Source organism: Streptomyces sp. AHU1, assembly GCF_045343905.1.
GTDB classification, from domain to species: domain Bacteria; phylum Actinomycetota; class Actinomycetes; order Streptomycetales; family Streptomycetaceae; genus Streptomyces; species Streptomyces triticiradicis.
The window spans coordinates 8,688,701-8,703,444 of the sequence record NZ_CP174283.1 but is presented as its reverse complement, the minus strand read 5'-3'; the positions used below and the strand labels follow the sequence as shown (position 1 = coordinate 8,703,444).

Here is a 14,744-nt window from a genome sequence, read left to right as displayed (position 1 = left end):
CCATGGCTTCTGAGAGCTTCCCCGCGGAGGCCGACTGGGATCGCGCTCCGTCGCTGGTGGACGGAGCCGTCGAACTCGACCTGACCCCGGCGTCGTGCGACCTGCGGTACTGGCTGGCCGCGGTGCCGCAGGGCACCCTGCGGGGCAACGTGCTCGGTCACGCCGCCGACGTCCGCCCCCACCCCGTGATGAGCGAGCCCGGTCCGCTGAACAGCGCGCTCACCCAGGAGTTGGCCTTCCGTTCCATCGCGGAGGAGAAGGCGACCCGGGCCATCGCCTACATGGTGGCGCTCGCCCCGGACAACGAGACCCTCGAGTTCTACTCCACCCAGCTCCTCGACGAGGCGCGGCACGCCATGGTGTTCCGCAGCCATCTGCTGCAACTGGGGGTCGGGAAGGACGAGTTGTGGGGGACCATCGAGCGTCTCGCGGCGGCCCACCGGGACGCGGTCCTGGTCCCGCTGGAGGAGTTCGGACTCCGTTCGCTGCGTGAGCGCGGGGACTTCATCGGCGGCGTACTGGTCCTGACCGTGCTGGTCGAGGGCGTACTGGCACCGGCGGCGGAGCTGAGCGAGCGCAAGTGGCGCGTCTTCGACCCGGCCGCGGCGGACATCGAGCGCGGCGCGGGCATCGACGAGATCAGGCATCTGACGGTGGGCAGCGCCATCGTCCGCGACCACCTGCTCAGGAACCCCGAGGACAGGCCGCGGGTCCTCGAACTGCTGCGGGAGGGATACCGGTTGTGGGACCGGCTGCCGGTCGAGGACATGGTGCTCAACCGGGAGAAGCTCTTCCAGCAGGGCATCGAGCAGCACGGCGAGCTGCTGGGCGACTACGAGGTGTGGCCCGGCCGCAGGCTCGCCGACACCACGATCGAGGAGCGGATGGCGACCGGCCAGGAGTGGGCGCAGCGCATGCAGCGTTCCCGGCTCGCCTACATGGGGCTGGAGGAGGCGGTATGACGCGTCTGAACAGCGGCGCCGATCCCCGCGGGGCCGGCGCTCAGGCCCCCGCGGGGGGCGGGGCGGCCGACTACGAAGAGGTCACCCGGCTGGTGCGGGCCGCCGGCCTGATGGACCAGCAGCCCGTCTACTACGTCTACAAGATCGCCTTCAACCTGCTGCTGCTGACCGCGGCCTGGGCCCTGTTCGCGTGGATCGGCGACAGCTGGTGGCAGCTGGCGACCGCGGTGCTCCTCGCGTTCTGCTTCGCCCAGACCGACCTGCTGGGGCACGACGCGGGCCACCGGCAGATCTTCCGGACCCGCAAGGCGAGCGACGTCGTCGGCTATCTCCACGGGAACCTGCTGACCGGCGTCAGCTTCGGCTGGTGGGTGGGCCATCACACACGGCACCACAACTACCCCAACCACCTCTCGCTCGACCCGGACATCACGCGCCGCCAGGTCATCTTCTCGAGTACGCACCGCGGCAAACGGACCAGTGCCGCGGGCCGGTTCATCGTGCGCCACCAGGCGTGGATGTTCTACGTGCTGATCATGATGGAGGGGCTGCGGCTGCACCTGTCGGGATACGTCGCGGCCCGCAAGGGCGCGCTCAAGCGCTACAAGGCGGCCGACCTGGGTCTGCTCAGCCTCCATCTGGTGTGCTACTTCACCGCCGTGTTCTGGGTGCTGCCGCCGGGCAAGGCCCTCGCGTTCGTCGTGGTCCACCAGGCCCTGTTCGGCTTCTACATGGGTCTGCTGTTCGCGCCGAACCACAAGGGCCTGCCCGTGCGGGACGGGGCGAAGGAGGAGCTGGACTGGATCACCCGCCAGGTGGTCACCTCCCGCAACCTGCTCCCCAGCCGGATCACGCACTTCTTCTACGGGGGGCTCAACTACCAGATCGAGCACCACCTGTTCCCGTCGATGCCGCGGCGGAACCTGCACCGGGCCCAGCCCCTGATCAAGGAGTACTGCCTGAGCCACGGCCTTCCCTACGTGGAGGTGCGGCTGGTGAGGTCCTACCTCGACGTCGCCGACTACCTGGACGACGTCAGCCAGGAGGTACGGGACCTCGACGAGCGGGACTCCGTCCTCGCACGGGCGCACCGGTGAACCGGACCGCGGTGATCCGGGGCATCGGCGCCTGGGTGCCGCCCCGGATCGTCACCAACGACGAGCTCGCCCAGGAACTGGACACCTCCGACGAGTGGATCCGCAGCCGGACCGGGATCTCCCGGCGGCACATCGCCGACCCGGGCATGGCCACGTCGGATCTCGCGGTGGAAGCCGGCGGCAGGGCGCTGAAGTCCGCTTCGGCGGCCTCGGTCGACTTCGTCGTCGTGGCCACCTCCACACCGGACCGGCCGTGCCCGGCCACCGCGCCCTCGGTGGCCTCCCGGCTCGGCCTGGGCACGGCGGCCGCGTTCGACGTGGGCGCCGTGTGCACGGGGTTCCTCTACTCGCTCGCCGTCGGGGCGGGCCTCATCGCCGCGGGGACCGCCGAGAGCGTCCTCGTGCTGGGAGCCGACACCTTCTCCACCATCCTGGACCCCGCGGACCGCTCGACCCGGGCCGTGTTCGGGGACGGGGCGGGCGGCGTCGTCCTGGCCGCGGGCACCCCCGACGAGCCCGGCGCCCTGGGCCGCTTCGACCTGGCGAGCGACGGCGAGGGCAGCGACCTGATCACCGTTCCCTCGGGCGGCTCCCGTGACCCGGTGCGCACCGGCTCGAGCGGCGTCGCCGGCACCGCCGACCCGTACTTCCGGATGGAGGGCAGGGCCGTCTTCCGCAACGCGGTCGAGCGGATGGCCGCCTCCGCCCTCCGGGTCGCCGGGGCCAGGGGCTGGGACGTGGGAGCCGTCGATCTGCTGGTGGCTCATCAGGCGAACCTGCGCATCATGAACGCGGTCGCGGACCGGATGCGGCTGCCGCGGGAGCGCTGCGCGGTGAACGTGGACCGCGTCGGCAACACCGCGGCGGCCTCCATCCCGCTCGCGCTCGTCGACGCGATGGACGACGGCACGCTCCGCCCCGGCCACCGGGTGGTGCTGACCGCCTTCGGCGGCGGGCTCACCTGGGGCTCCTGCGCCCTGCGCTGGCCCGATCTGGTGGCCGGCTGAGGTGAACGACGGCCGCCTCGTTCCGGGAGCGGCAACCGGCACGGTCCGTACGGACCGGCCCGACCCATCGCACCGCTGTCATCGACCGTCACGACGAACCTGAGGAGATACCCCGTGAACGACGTCTACGAGCGTCTCGTGATACTGCTGGCCGAGGGCTTCGGCCTGGAGGCCGGCGAGATCGAACCCGAACTGACCTTCAGCGAGCTGGAGATGGACTCGCTGGCCCTCGTCGAACTGGGTCTGACCGCCCAGCAGGAGTTCGGCGTCGCCCTCGCGGACGAGGACATCCAGTCGGGCGACACCATCGGCCAGGCCGCCAAGACCATCGAGGCCAAGATGGCGGGCCTCGGATGACGTCGGACCGCGGGCCGTCGCACGCGGCGGTGACCGGCATCGGCATGGTGACCGCGGCCGGGATCGGCGCCGAGGCCGCGTGGCGGACCATCCGCACGGGCGGGGCGACAGCCGCCGGGCCCGTCCCGGCGCTGGCGGGGACACCCGCCGACTTCGGCTGCGCGGTCGACGACTTCGCCCGGGCTGGCCTCGTCGAGCGGCGCAAGGCATGGCGGCTCGACCGCAGCAGCCAGTTCGCCCTCGCCGCCGCCAAGGAGGCGCTGGACGACTCGGGCCTGGACCCCGCCACCTGGGACGGCGCCCGGGTCGGAGTGGTCCTCGGCAGCGGCATAGGGGGCGCGGCCACCTGGGAGAAGCAGCACCGGGTCCTCCTCGACGAAGGAGCCGGGAAGGTCTCGTCGCTGCTCATCCCGATGCTGGCCGTCAACATGGCGGCCGGCTACGTGGCCATGGAGTGCGGCGCCCGGGGCCCGAACCTCGTCACGGCGACGGCGTGCGCCTCGGGCGCGACCGCGGTGGGAGTCGCACGCGACCTGCTGCGTTCGGGCGCCTGTGACGTGGTGATCACCGGGGGCACGGAGGCCTGCCTCGTGCCCTCCATCATCTCCGGCTTCAGCCAGATGGGGGCGCTGTCCACGCGCCGCGGTGAACCGCACGCCGCCTCCCGGCCGTTCGACAGGGACCGCGACGGATTCGTGCCCGCGGAGGGCGCCGCCGTCCTGGTCCTGGAGCGGGACGCGGACGCGCGGGCGCGTGGCGCCCGTATCCACGCCCTGGTCAGCGGGTACGGCGCCTCGGCCGACGCGCACAACGCCACCGCCCCCGACCCGGAGGGCGCCGGCGCGGAACTGGCGCTGCGGGCCGCCCTGGCCGACGCCGGGATCGGTCCGGGCGACGTCGACCACGTCAACGCGCACGGAACCTCCACCCCGTTGAACGACATCGCCGAGGCGAGGCTGATCAGGCGCGCGCTCGGCGAGCGGCCGGCCGTCACCTCGGTCAAGGGGGTCCTCGGGCACGCGCTGGGCGCGGCCGGCGCGATCGAGGCGGCGGTCACCTCGATGACCCTGGAGCACGGGTTCGTCCCGCCCACCGCCAATCTCGACAGCCAGGACGCGCGGATCGAGATCGACGTCGTCTCCAAGGTCGGCCGGGACACCCGCCCCGAGGTCGCGATCAGCAATTCCTTCGGATTCGGCGGGCAGAACGCCGTACTCGTCCTCACCCGGGCGTGAGGACGCACCGGGCGGGCAGTGACACCCGCCCCGACACACGTGTGAGGTTGCCACGCATGCCAAGGGCCGACGCCGCAGCAGAACCGCGTACTCAGCACACGGAACCGGACCCGGGCGGCACCGCCCGCGGTCCGGGCGCCGACGACGTACCACCCCACGGCTCGCTGACCACGACCCTCGCCCACTGGGCCTCCGGTCTGCGCCACGACGACCTGCCCGACCGGATCAGCGCCTACGCGACCAGCCAGCTGATCTCGCACCTCGCCGTCGTCCGGGCCGGCATGACGCACCCGCTGGGGCACAAGCTGGTCGAGGCGTTCGGGCCGCCGACCGGGGACCGCCCCGAGCAGGCCGCCTACGTCATGGCGGCGCTCTCCTCCTGCCTCTACCTCGAAGACAGCATGTACGTGGGGCACGTGTCGCATTCGACCGTCGGTGTGCCCCTGGCCTTCCGCGGCGAACAGCGGCTGACCGGCGAACGGCTGCTGACCGCGATGGTCGCCGCCAACGAGTGCGCCGCCAGGGTGACCGCCGCGAGCACCCTGGGGCCGTTCCGGGGGCAGACCGCGGCGCACGCCCAGCTGGTGGGCGCCGTGGCCGCGAAACTGCACGGAGCGGGCGCGCCGGCCGGTGAGTGGACCGACGCCTGGGGGCTGGCCCTGGCCGCTCCCCCGTGGTCCCTGCGACGGGCCTTCCTGGGCAGTGACGCCAAGGTGCTCTCCGCGTCCGTGCCCGTACGCGTGGGCCTGGACGCCTGCCGGGCCGCCGCCGCCGGTCTGACGGGGGCCGAGGACATCCTGGAACACCCCGGCGGCCTGCTGGCCAAGGTGTCCGAGGTGCCCACGCCCGAGGTGGTCACGGCGGGACTCGGCACCCGCTGGCACACCGAGACGCTGTCGTTCAAGGTCCACCCGGCGGGCGCGTACGTCGACGCCGCCATCGACTGCGCCTGCGAACTGCACGGCCTGCTCACGCCCGCGGAGATCGACGACATCGACGAGGTCGTGGTGCGCGCCGCGCGGCTGACCATGGTGATGGACCGGGAGGCGCGTCCCTATCTCGACCGCGAGCGCTCCGCGATCCTGGCCCTCAATCTGTCCGTCGCCTACAACGTGGCCACCGCGCTGCTCACCGGAGGGGTGACCACCGCCGACCTCGCCGAGCCGGCCACCGCCGATCCGGTGCGCTGGGCGCTGGCGGCGAAGGTCCGGCTGGAGTACGACCCCGAGCTGAGCCGGGGCCTGCTGAGTGCCACCGCGCCGCTGGGCGAGGCACTGCGGCAGGCCGAGGAACGCGCGGAGGAATGGTTCAGGGACTTCTCCGGCGGGCGGACCGCGCCCGGCGTCTTCCCGAAGGGCGCGCCGAGTCCCACCTTCGAGCACGCCACGAAGGCGATCGGCTCCCGGATCGACGTCACCCTGGGCACCGGCCGCACCCTGCGTGCGCGGCGCGCGCACGCCTTCGGTTCCGCCGGGGCCGAGACCAGGCGGAACCACCGGAGGATCGCCCTGGACAAGCTCGCGGCCACCGGGGCGCCCGCGGACGCCGTGGAGTCCCTGCGGCACACCGCGTCGCTGGACGCCGCCGAACTCGACGCGGTGGTGAGGGCGGTGCTGAGCCCATGACGGGGCGCACGCGCGCGGGAGCGGCCTTCTTCGACGTCGACGAGACCCTGATCGCCGTGAAGAGCATGTTCCGGTTCCTCCGGTACCACCTCGCCGCCACCGGGAGCCCGCCCGCCGCCTACTCCGAGGTGATCGACGAGCTGCGCGCTCTCGTCGCCGCCGGGGCCTCGCGGGAGGAGGTCATGCGCGCCCACTACCGCGTCTACGCGGGGCAGCGCGCCGCGGACCTGTCCGCCACGGGCCGTGAATGGTTCCGGCACGAGCTGGGCGGGGGAGACCTGTTCCTGCCCGCCGGCCTGCGGGCGTTCCGTGAACACGACCGTCGCGGCGACCTCACCGTGCTGGTGTCCGGCTCGTTCGCACCCTGCCTCGATCCGCTCGCCGACTGGCTGGGCGCCACGGCGGTGCTGGCCACCCGGCTCGAAACGGTCGACGGCGTCCACACCGGGGAACTGACCACGCTCATGCTGGGCCGGGACAAGGCGGACGCGACCCGGGCCTTCCTGCGGGAGCACGCCATCGCCCCCGCCGACTGCAGCGCCTACGGCGACCACGCGTCGGACCTCCCCATGCTGCTGGCCGTCGGACACCCCGTCGTGGTGGGCGAGGACCCCGAGCTGGTGGGGCACGCCGCGGCCCGCGGATGGCGGCGCCTGCCGGGGCGGGAGGGGTCTCCGGCCGCCGCGACGACGGCGGAGGATGGCGCCGGAATCTCGCCAGCCCGTCCACGGGCGGGCTGGCATCGTTGATCTCTGATCTCTCTCGAGAAATCCACGGAGGAGTTCCGACATGACCGACACGGCGAACCGCCCGACCGAAGCCGACGACCCCTACCTGCTGTCCCCGGGCGAGACCGCCAGGGTGCTGGCGGACGCTCCGTGGAAGCGCCTCGCCGTGGTGGGCGACAGCGGCGCCGAGGGAGTCACCGAGGCGTTCGAGGGATACCGCTGCCTCCCGTGGAGCGAGCGCTTCGTGGAGGAGCTGCGGACCGTCCAGCCGGACCTCGCGTTCGTCAACCTGGGCCTGCGGAACCTGTTCGCCGCCCAGGTGCGGGAGACCCAGCTGGCGCCCGCGCTGGAGTTCCGGCCGGATCTGGCCGTCGTGTTCAGCGGGGGCAACGACATGCTGCAGCGGCACTTCGACATCGACGCGGTCGAGTCCGAACTGGAGCGCGTCGTCGCGCCGCTGCGCGAAACCGGCTGCACGGTCCTGACCTCGGGCCTGTTCGACATCACGGTCTCCCCCTACGTCGACGAGCGCTACCGCAAGCCGATGAGCGAGCGCATCGCCGCCTGGTCGGAGCGGACCAAGCAGGTGGCGGCACGGCTGGGAGCCGTCCACGTGGACCTCCCCCGTCATCCCGCGGGCACCGAGGAGATCTACAGCACCGACGGCCTGCACCTGAACGCGCGGGGCCAGGCCATCCTGTGCACCGAGATCGTGCGGAGCCTCGCGGGACACCTGCAGGCCCGCTGAACGGGCCTGCCTCCTTCCGCCTCACCGACCACGACCGTCCACGAGAGGACCCGGTATGCCCGGTTCGCGCATGTACGTGGCGACGACGAAGGACGACGTGCGCCGCCTGGGCGGGTCCTTCATGAAGAGTCCCGAGGCCCGGCAGGCCGCCGCGGACATCGGCATGACCCGCTTCGGCTACTACTTCCGGGGGCGGGGCGGTGTCCTGGGCCCGGTCGGCCCGGAGGTCACGGCCGCGGTCTTCGGCTTCTTCCCGGCGGAGTTCGTCCGTCGGCACTGCCTGGCGGCCGCCCACTCTCCGGAGGTCACGGACCGCTACGCGGAATCGTGCCGCGCCTGGGGGCGGCGGTGCCTGGCGGGCTTCTCGTCGGCCGCCCGGCTCGCCGACCTCCTGGAGGCCGTCGCCGACCGGGTGGACGTCCCGGGCCTCCCCCTGTTCGCCGGCTGGCGGGACGTCGGCCGGCCCGCGGACGCTCCCGCCCGGGTGGCTCAACTGGCCCACGTCCTGCGGGAACACCGTGGCGGTCTGCATCTCTCGGCGGTGCTGGCCACCGGGATGACTCCGCTCGAGGCAACCCTGACCAGGGACAACGGGGTCAAGCGGGCCGAGTTCCTGGGCTGGCGGCGCCCCTACCCCCTGATCGACGGCGAGATGCGCTCCCGTCGCGCCGCGGCGGAGGAACTGACCGACCGGATGGCCGCGCCCGCCTACGGGGCGCTGAGCGTGGACGACGCGGACGAGCTGAGCCGGCTGCTGCGTGCCGCGTCCGCCCTGGCGATGGCGCGGCACCGGCCCGCCACACCGCAGACCGCCGGCTCCCCGGCCTGAACGAACGACGCCGTGCACCGGACCGGGTCCGGTGCACGGCGTCCGGGCCGCGGGTCAGGAGCACTTCTCCAGGAGGCCGAGACCCCGGATGACCGCCGCGGCCGCGATGGCGTGGCCACGGCCGTTCAGATACGGCGCGTTCGAGCTCCACGGGCTCGGCCCGGGACTCACCGGGCGACGGGCGAGGTCCACGTAGAGCGCGCCGTGCCGCAACGAGATCGCCTCGGTGCGCTCGGCCAGCAACCGCACCCGGTACCGCACTTCGGCCTTGCGCTGTGACACCGCGAGCTCCGAGCAGGAGATGTCCGGCACGCCCATGGTCAGCACCGTGCAGCCGGTGTCGCGCAGCGGCCCGATCATCCGGCTCAGCTCGATCTCCACGGCGTACGCGTCGAAGGGCTCGCCCAGCACGTCGGTGCCCCCGCAGGCGATCACGGCGAGGGTCGGCCTGAGGGCCAGCGCCTTGGCGAGCTGGCGGGCGCGCACATCCGCGGCCAGCACATTGCGCCGGCCCAGGTTGATGTAGGCCAGTCCCGGGCAGACGGTGCGCAGGACGGCCGCGACGCGGTCCGCCCAGGGCTTGCGGCCGAACCCCTCGACGTGCTCCCCCACTCCGTTGGCCGCGCCGTCCCCGATCACCACGAGGCGCCGCCAGGGAGAGCCCGCCACCAGCTCCCTCGCCTCGGCCTCGGTCAAGCAGCTCGGATCGTCCTCTTCCCCCATGACCGCGGTGGGTCCGCTCCCCCTCATCCGTCCCCTCACCCCAGTACGCGCAGGGTCTCGGCGTCCGCCCCCGACCAGTCGGGAACGCTCTGCACCTCGAGCACCGCGGTCGTCCAGCAGTAGCCGATGCCGACACCGACCAGCAGGACGAGGTCTCCGCGCCGCAACTGGCCCGATTCGAAGAGGTACGTCAGCCCCGCGAACTGGTCGCCCGCCCCGAGGTGGCCGGTCCGCCGTCCCCACTCCCAGGGGCTGCGGTCCAGATCGATCTTCAGGGGGGCGAGCAACTGCCAGCTCAGCAAAGGTTTTCCGAGGTTCGGGAGGACCAGCTTGGCCATCTGGTCCATCCCGACGCCGGCGTCGCCCAGCACCTGCTCCACGTTCTCCACGAGGGCCGCCGAGAGCCGGTCGATCACGGCGTCCACGCCTTCGCGCTGCGCGAAGCGGATCTTGCGTCCGCGCAGGTCCAGCGGGGTTCCCTCGAGGTGCGGGGCGTCCGTGAAACCACGCTCGGTGTCCCGGTAGAGCCCTTCGAAGTACGGGTCCGACGACGAATGGGTGGCGAGGATCCGCGCGATGCCTCCGCCGCGGGCCGCCACCACGGCCGTACCGCCGTCTCCGAAGGCCAGGCCGATGTCACTGCTCCAGCGGTCGAATCCGGGGGGAGCGAAACGGTCGCCCGTGGTCAGCAGTGCCGCCCCTCCCGCCGGCCCCGCCAGCAGATAGGGGATCGCCAGGTGCAGTGACACCATCCCGCCGTCGCAGGCGTGGTTCAGCTGGACCGACGGCGCGCCGCCGCCGACGGTCCGCTGCTGGACGTAGGTCGCGGGCGTCCACAGGTCCTCGCCCTGGTGGTAGGTGTGGGCGTGCAGCAACAGCCGGACGTCCTCGGCGGAACGTCCGCTGCGCGCCATCGCCTGTCTTCCGGCGGCCGCCGCCATGTCGACGGCCGGTTCCTCCTCGCTCACCAGGACCGACAGCAGTTCGTTGTCCTTGAACTCCTGTGCGGAGTACCGGCCTTCGGAGACGGCCGTCTCCGCGGGCTCCGGCGAAGGCAGCCGGGTTCCCAGGCCGGCGATGTACACGTCGTTCCAGCGCACTGGTGTCAACTCCCTCAGTCGAATGGGTCCCGAACCGTCCGGTCAGGCTTCCGGCCGGGCACGCAGTTCGAGCACCATGTGCGCCACGTTCTCGATGGTGCGGAAGTTGTCCGTGCGCATGGCTTTCGGCGACACGGTCACGTCGTACCGTTCGCTCACGAAGGCGGCGAGGCGTGTCGTGTTCATCGAATTCAGGATTCCCCATTCGAGGAGCGGGGAGGAGGGGGTCAGTTCGACCGAGGCGTCCCCCTCGAGGAATTCCTTCCGGATGTACCCGTCGATCTCTTCGATCACCGCGGCGAGTTCCATACGAGCGGCTCTTCCTTTCGTTGGGTTCAAAAGATCAGGTCCGGCTGCCCGACGGCTGGAGCAGGGTGTCGCGCAATGTCTGGCGGTCGGTCTTCCCGTTGCGGGTGCGCGGCAGTTCGGCCACCGTCAGGACCGAGTCGGGAATCATGTACCTGGGCAGCCGCTCGGCGCAGTGCCGCTTCAGTGCCAGCAGCCCCGGGGGCGGGCCCACCGGGACGACGACGGCGACGATCCGCGCCGCCATGCCGTTTCCGTCCACGAGGACGGCCACCTCGCCCACGGCCGGGTGCCGGGACAGGCACGCCTCGATCTCGCCGAGTTCCACCCGGTGTCCCCGCACCTTGACCATGTGGTCGAGCCGCCCGCGGTACTCGAAGACGCCGTCCGCCCGCACCCGGACGACGTCACCGGTCCGGTAGGGGCCCTCCTGCGCGCCCCGCCCCCAGTAGCCGGCCATGACGGTGGGTCCGTCCACGACGAGTTCGCCCTCCTCGCCGACGGCCGCCCGCCGCCCGTCGGGGGTGACCGCCCACACCACGTCGCCGGAGCAGGCCCGGCCGATCGGCACGGGCTCGCCGTCGGCGACGTCCTGCGCGGTCACCTCGTGGAAGGTGCAGACGTTCGTCTCGGTCGGGCCGTACAGGTTCAGGAGCCGGACGCCTTCGAGGTACCGGTGCAGGAGGGCGAGGTAGTCCACCGCGAAGGGTTCACCGGCGAAGAGCAGGACGCGCAGCCACGGGGGCCGCACGCCCTCGCACAGGTCTCCGTCCCGGATCATCAGGATGAGGACCGAGGGCACGGAGTACCAGACGGTGATCCGCTCCGTCCGCAGGAACGCGCAGAGCTGCTGCGGGGCGTACGCCATCTCCGACGGGACGAGGTGCACGGACGCACCGGCCCGGAAGGCCACGTAGAGGTCCAGTACGGACAGGTCGAAGCCGAACGGGGCGTGGTTGGCGAAGCGGTCCCGGCTCGTCGCCCCGATCTCGGCGGCCGCCCACTCGATGAACGCCAGGGCGTTGCGCTGGCTGATGCACACGCCCTTGGGCTCGCCCGTCGAGCCGGACGTGTACAGGATGTAGGCGAGGTCGTCGGGACCGGTCTGTTCGACGGGCAGCGGAGGCCGTCCGTCCGTCTCGGGCAGGCCGTCGAGCACGAGGAGTCCGGGCAGTTCCTCGCCCGACTCCCGCAGCTCGGCCGCGCGCCGGGAATCGGTGACGATCACCTTCGCGGAGCATCCCCGTGCTATCCGCGCGGTCCGGCGCGAGGGCCCCGAGCCGTCCACCGGTACGTAGACGGCGGACAGCCGCAGCGCCCCCTGCATGGCGGCGACCGCGACGACGGACTTGTCCAGCCAGATCACCACCCGTTCCGTCCCGCGCACCCCCTTGTCCCGGAGCAGATGGGCCAGCGTGTCCGCCGCGCGGTCGAGCTCGTCGTAGGTGACCGAGCGGTCGGGCCCCGCGACGGCCAGGTTCCCGCCCGCGCGGCGCGCGCTGTCCCGGACCAGTGACGCCAGGTTCACAACCCGAGCCCCTTCGCGATGAGTTCGTGCTGGATCTCAGAGGTCCCGGAGAAGAGCTTCGCGGGTATCGCGTCCCGGAGGACGACCTCGAGCCCCTCGCTCACCAGGTAGCCCCGCGATCCGAAGATCTGCAGCGCGTCGACGGCCGCCCGGACGGCGGCCTCCGACACCGCGAGCTTCGACAGCGCGCTGTCCATGGGCAGCGCCTCGTCCCGGTCCAGCCGGAAGCAGGCCCGGTAGAGCAGCATCCGGGCGGCTTCGAGCCGGAGCTTCATGTCGGCGATCCGGTGGGAGACCGCCTGGAAGTCGGCGATGCGGCGGCCGAACTGGCGGCGTTCCCGGGCATGGGCCACGCACCGTTCGAGCAGCCGGTCCATGAGGCCGACGTACCCGGCGAAGAGGCAGGCGCGTTCCCACGCCATCGAGTGCTGGAAGATCGCGCTGCCCTCCCCCTCCTCACCGAGGAGGTTGCGGGCCGGCACCCGGCACTCCTCGAACCGGACCGATCCGGCTCCGCAGGTGCCGAGGCCCATCTTCTCGAACGGCCCGTCGACGGACAGGCCGGCCGTGCCGCGTTCGACGACGAAGGCGGAGACGCCGAGGAATCCCGCTGTCGGGTCGGTCACCGCGTAGGTGACGAAGACGTCGGCCTCCGGGGCGTTGCTGGCCCAGGACTTCGTCCCGGTGAGGACGTATCCGTCGCCGTCCCGCACCGCCCGGGCCGACATCGCCGAGATGTCCGAGCCCGCCTCCGATTCCGTCATGGCGTTGGCGGCGATGAACGAGCCGTCGCACAGGGCCGGCAACAGGCGCCGCCGGACCTCGTCCCCGGCGTAGGCCGAGATCGGGACGGCGCAGGCGAACTGGTGAGCGCTCGTGGCGAAGACCAGCCCGGTGTCGGCACAGCCCCGGCCGAAGGCCTCGATCAGATGCGCGGTGTCCAGCGCGGACCTCCCGCCCCCGCCGTCCTCGGCCGGGACGCAGAGCCCCAGGAGCCCCAGCTCACCGCAGTGCCGCCAGAGTTCCCGCAGTCCGCCCTCGGGGGGCCGCGGACGGTCGAAGCGCTCCCGGACCGCCGAGAGCATGTCGTCGTACTCCTTGGACTGATGGGGCTGCCAATCCAGAAACATCTGACCTCGCTGTAGATCGGGGACTGCCTGGGCGGGGGCTATCGGCGCTACCAACGGACCGGCAGTTCCTCGATTCCGCCGAGATGGGCGTACGAGCGCCAGCGCAGGTCCTCGAAGGGCACCGCGAGCCCGAGGTCCGGGAAACGCGGGAGGAGGGCGCCCAGCGCGGACTCCAGCTCGACGCGGGCCAGCGAGGACCCGACGCAGAAGTGCGTGCCGAAGCCGAACGCGATGTGCGGGTTGCTCTCGCGGTGGATGTCGAACCGCTCCGGATCGGGGAACACCGAGGGGTCCCGGTCGGCCGTGCTGATGGAGGCGACGACCGCGCTGCCGGCCGCCACCCGTCCGCCCCGCAGTTCGACGTCCTCGGTCGCGATGCGCAGGAAGGAGCCGTCTCCGGGCTCGTTCAGCCGCAGGATCTCGTCGATCGCCCGGGGGATCAGCGCGGGATCGGAGCGCAGCTCCGCGAGCGCCTCCGGGTTGCGCAGCAGCGTGATCACGCCGCCGCCCAGCGCGGTCACCGTGGTGTCGTGGCCCGCGAGGAGCAGGATCACGCCGAGGCTCACGAGCTCGTTCTCGGTGAGCGCCCCCTCGCTGTCGCGCGCCTGCACGAGGGCGCTCAGCAGGTCCTCGCCGGGGGTTCGCCGTTTGGTCTCGATCAGACCGGCCAGGTACGCCCGCATCTCGCTGTTGGCCCGGCCGACCTCCGCCAGCGGATACTTCGCGTACGACATGAAGTGGTCGCACCAGCGGCCGAACCTCATGTGGTCGGAGTAGGGCACGCCCAGCAGGTTGCAGATGACGCGCAGGGCCAGCGGCCGCCCCAGCATGTCGTTCAGGTCACCGGGCGGTCCCTTGGTCTCCATCTCGTCCAGGAGCTCGGACACGTGCCGCTCGATCTCGGGCCGCATGCCCTCGACCCGGCGCCGGCCGAACTCCCGGTTGATGAGCCCGCGCAGCCGGGAGTGGCGCGGCGGATCGATGCTGATGATGCTGTCCTGGTCGGGCTCGGCCAGCTGCGCGCGCGGGGCGCCGGGCTCGAACAGGGCGTCGCGGCTGAACCGCGGGTCGGAGAGCACGGTCTTGACGTCGTCGTACGCGGTGACGAACAGCGCCGGGAATCCGGTGGCCAGCGTGATGGGGCACACCGGGGCCTCCTTCTGGAGGCGCGTGTACTCCTCGGGCGGATCGGTGACCGTCGTTCGCTGGACCGGATACGTCAGGTGCGGTGGCTGAGCGGACACGTGCGGCAGTCCTTTCGCCGGTACCGAGGAGGGACGCTTGCCATGGGGTCGGCGGATGCCGCCGGGCGATGCCCGGTACGCCGTCATGACGCTCCGGCGCACCACGGCGGCTCTCGTCACCCCTA

At 72.2% G+C, this 14,744-nt stretch carries 15 protein-coding genes; 9 read left to right on the top strand and 6 right to left on the bottom strand.

The window, feature by feature from the left end:
* The first annotated feature begins 2 nt into the window (after positions 1-2).
* The 9 genes from ACICHK_RS38445 (at position 3) to ACICHK_RS38405 (ending at position 8,588) form a co-directional block, all read left to right on the top strand.
* Positions 3-962, top strand: coding sequence for a VlmB-like protein (locus ACICHK_RS38445; protein WP_406840593.1), 960 nt, complete (start codon positions 3-5; stop codon positions 960-962).
* Positions 959-2,059, top strand: coding sequence for a fatty acid desaturase family protein (locus ACICHK_RS38440; protein ID WP_406840592.1), 1,101 nt, complete (start codon positions 959-961; stop codon positions 2,057-2,059). The genes ACICHK_RS38445 and ACICHK_RS38440 overlap by 4 nt, the downstream gene beginning before the upstream one ends.
* A complete protein-coding gene (locus ACICHK_RS38435; RefSeq protein WP_406840591.1) occupies positions 2,056-3,066 on the top strand; it encodes a beta-ketoacyl-ACP synthase III in 1,011 nt (336 codons plus the stop codon). The genes ACICHK_RS38440 and ACICHK_RS38435 overlap by 4 nt, the downstream gene beginning before the upstream one ends.
* A 114-nt stretch (positions 3,067-3,180) precedes the next feature.
* Positions 3,181-3,423: an acyl carrier protein gene (locus ACICHK_RS38430; protein ID WP_151469509.1), complete on the top strand. Its 243-nt coding sequence runs from the start codon at positions 3,181-3,183 to the stop codon at positions 3,421-3,423.
* Positions 3,420-4,658 (top strand): beta-ketoacyl synthase, encoded by a 1,239-nt coding sequence (locus ACICHK_RS38425; RefSeq protein ID WP_192582385.1) that lies wholly within the window; start codon positions 3,420-3,422, stop codon positions 4,656-4,658. The genes ACICHK_RS38430 and ACICHK_RS38425 overlap by 4 nt, the downstream gene beginning before the upstream one ends.
* Before the next feature lie 56 nt (positions 4,659-4,714).
* On the top strand, positions 4,715-6,283 hold the full coding sequence (locus ACICHK_RS38420) for an MmgE/PrpD family protein (protein WP_406840590.1): 1,569 nt from the start codon (positions 4,715-4,717) through the stop codon (positions 6,281-6,283).
* On the top strand, positions 6,280-7,032 hold the full coding sequence (locus tag ACICHK_RS38415) for an HAD family hydrolase (RefSeq protein ID WP_406840589.1): 753 nt from the start codon (positions 6,280-6,282) through the stop codon (positions 7,030-7,032). Before ACICHK_RS38420 ends, ACICHK_RS38415 begins: the two co-directional genes overlap by 4 nt.
* 40 nt (positions 7,033-7,072) lie before the next feature.
* Positions 7,073-7,759, top strand: coding sequence for an SGNH/GDSL hydrolase family protein (locus ACICHK_RS38410; RefSeq protein WP_406840588.1), 687 nt, complete (start codon positions 7,073-7,075; stop codon positions 7,757-7,759).
* A gap of 55 nt (positions 7,760-7,814) precedes the next feature.
* The gene (locus tag ACICHK_RS38405; protein ID WP_406840587.1) at positions 7,815-8,588 is read left to right on the top strand and encodes an SCO6745 family protein; all 774 of its coding nucleotides are present in this window, start codon (positions 7,815-7,817) and stop codon (positions 8,586-8,588) included.
* A 54-nt stretch (positions 8,589-8,642) separates the two neighbouring features.
* Here ACICHK_RS38405 and ACICHK_RS38400 read toward each other — a convergent pair whose 3' ends face one another.
* The 6 genes from ACICHK_RS38400 to ACICHK_RS38375 form a co-directional block, all read right to left on the bottom strand.
* Positions 8,643-9,284, bottom strand: a complete 642-nt coding sequence (locus tag ACICHK_RS38400) for an SGNH/GDSL hydrolase family protein (protein WP_192582388.1) — start codon at positions 9,282-9,284, stop codon at positions 8,643-8,645.
* A 62-nt stretch (positions 9,285-9,346) separates the two neighbouring features.
* Positions 9,347-10,411, bottom strand: a complete 1,065-nt coding sequence (locus ACICHK_RS38395; RefSeq protein WP_406840586.1) for a ketoacyl-ACP synthase III family protein — start codon at positions 10,409-10,411, stop codon at positions 9,347-9,349.
* 42 nt (positions 10,412-10,453) lie between these two features.
* Positions 10,454-10,720: a phosphopantetheine-binding protein gene (locus tag ACICHK_RS38390; protein WP_406840585.1), complete on the bottom strand. Its 267-nt coding sequence runs from the start codon at positions 10,718-10,720 to the stop codon at positions 10,454-10,456.
* Positions 10,721-10,754: 34 nt separating this feature from the next.
* Positions 10,755-12,245: an amino acid adenylation domain-containing protein gene (locus tag ACICHK_RS38385; protein ID WP_406840584.1), complete on the bottom strand. Its 1,491-nt coding sequence runs from the start codon at positions 12,243-12,245 to the stop codon at positions 10,755-10,757.
* Entirely contained in the window at positions 12,242-13,375 is a 1,134-nt protein-coding gene (locus ACICHK_RS38380) for an acyl-CoA dehydrogenase family protein (protein WP_406840583.1), read from the bottom strand. The genes ACICHK_RS38385 and ACICHK_RS38380 overlap by 4 nt, the downstream gene beginning before the upstream one ends.
* 47 nt (positions 13,376-13,422) lie before the next feature.
* Entirely contained in the window at positions 13,423-14,619 is a 1,197-nt protein-coding gene (locus ACICHK_RS38375; protein WP_192582389.1) for a cytochrome P450, read from the bottom strand.
* Between the last annotated feature and the right edge of the window lie 125 nt (positions 14,620-14,744).

Excerpts from the sequence above, each read along its gene's own strand:
- ACICHK_RS38445 (WP_406840593.1), top strand. The coding sequence starts at position 3 with ATGGCTTCTGAGAGCTTCCCCGCGGAGGCCGACTGGGATCGCGCTCCG.
- ACICHK_RS38440 (WP_406840592.1), top strand. The coding sequence starts at position 959 with ATGACGCGTCTGAACAGCGGCGCCGATCCCCGCGGGGCCGGCGCTCAG.
- ACICHK_RS38425 (WP_192582385.1), top strand. The coding sequence starts at position 3,420 with ATGACGTCGGACCGCGGGCCGTCGCACGCGGCGGTGACCGGCATCGGC.
- ACICHK_RS38420 (WP_406840590.1), top strand. The coding sequence starts at position 4,715 with ATGCCAAGGGCCGACGCCGCAGCAGAACCGCGTACTCAGCACACGGAA.
- ACICHK_RS38415 (WP_406840589.1), top strand. The coding sequence starts at position 6,280 with ATGACGGGGCGCACGCGCGCGGGAGCGGCCTTCTTCGACGTCGACGAG.
- ACICHK_RS38410 (WP_406840588.1), top strand. The coding sequence starts at position 7,073 with ATGACCGACACGGCGAACCGCCCGACCGAAGCCGACGACCCCTACCTG.
- ACICHK_RS38405 (WP_406840587.1), top strand. The coding sequence starts at position 7,815 with ATGCCCGGTTCGCGCATGTACGTGGCGACGACGAAGGACGACGTGCGC.
- ACICHK_RS38390 (WP_406840585.1), bottom strand. The coding sequence starts at position 10,720 with ATGGAACTCGCCGCGGTGATCGAAGAGATCGACGGGTACATCCGGAAG.
- ACICHK_RS38380 (WP_406840583.1), bottom strand. The coding sequence starts at position 13,375 with ATGTTTCTGGATTGGCAGCCCCATCAGTCCAAGGAGTACGACGACATG.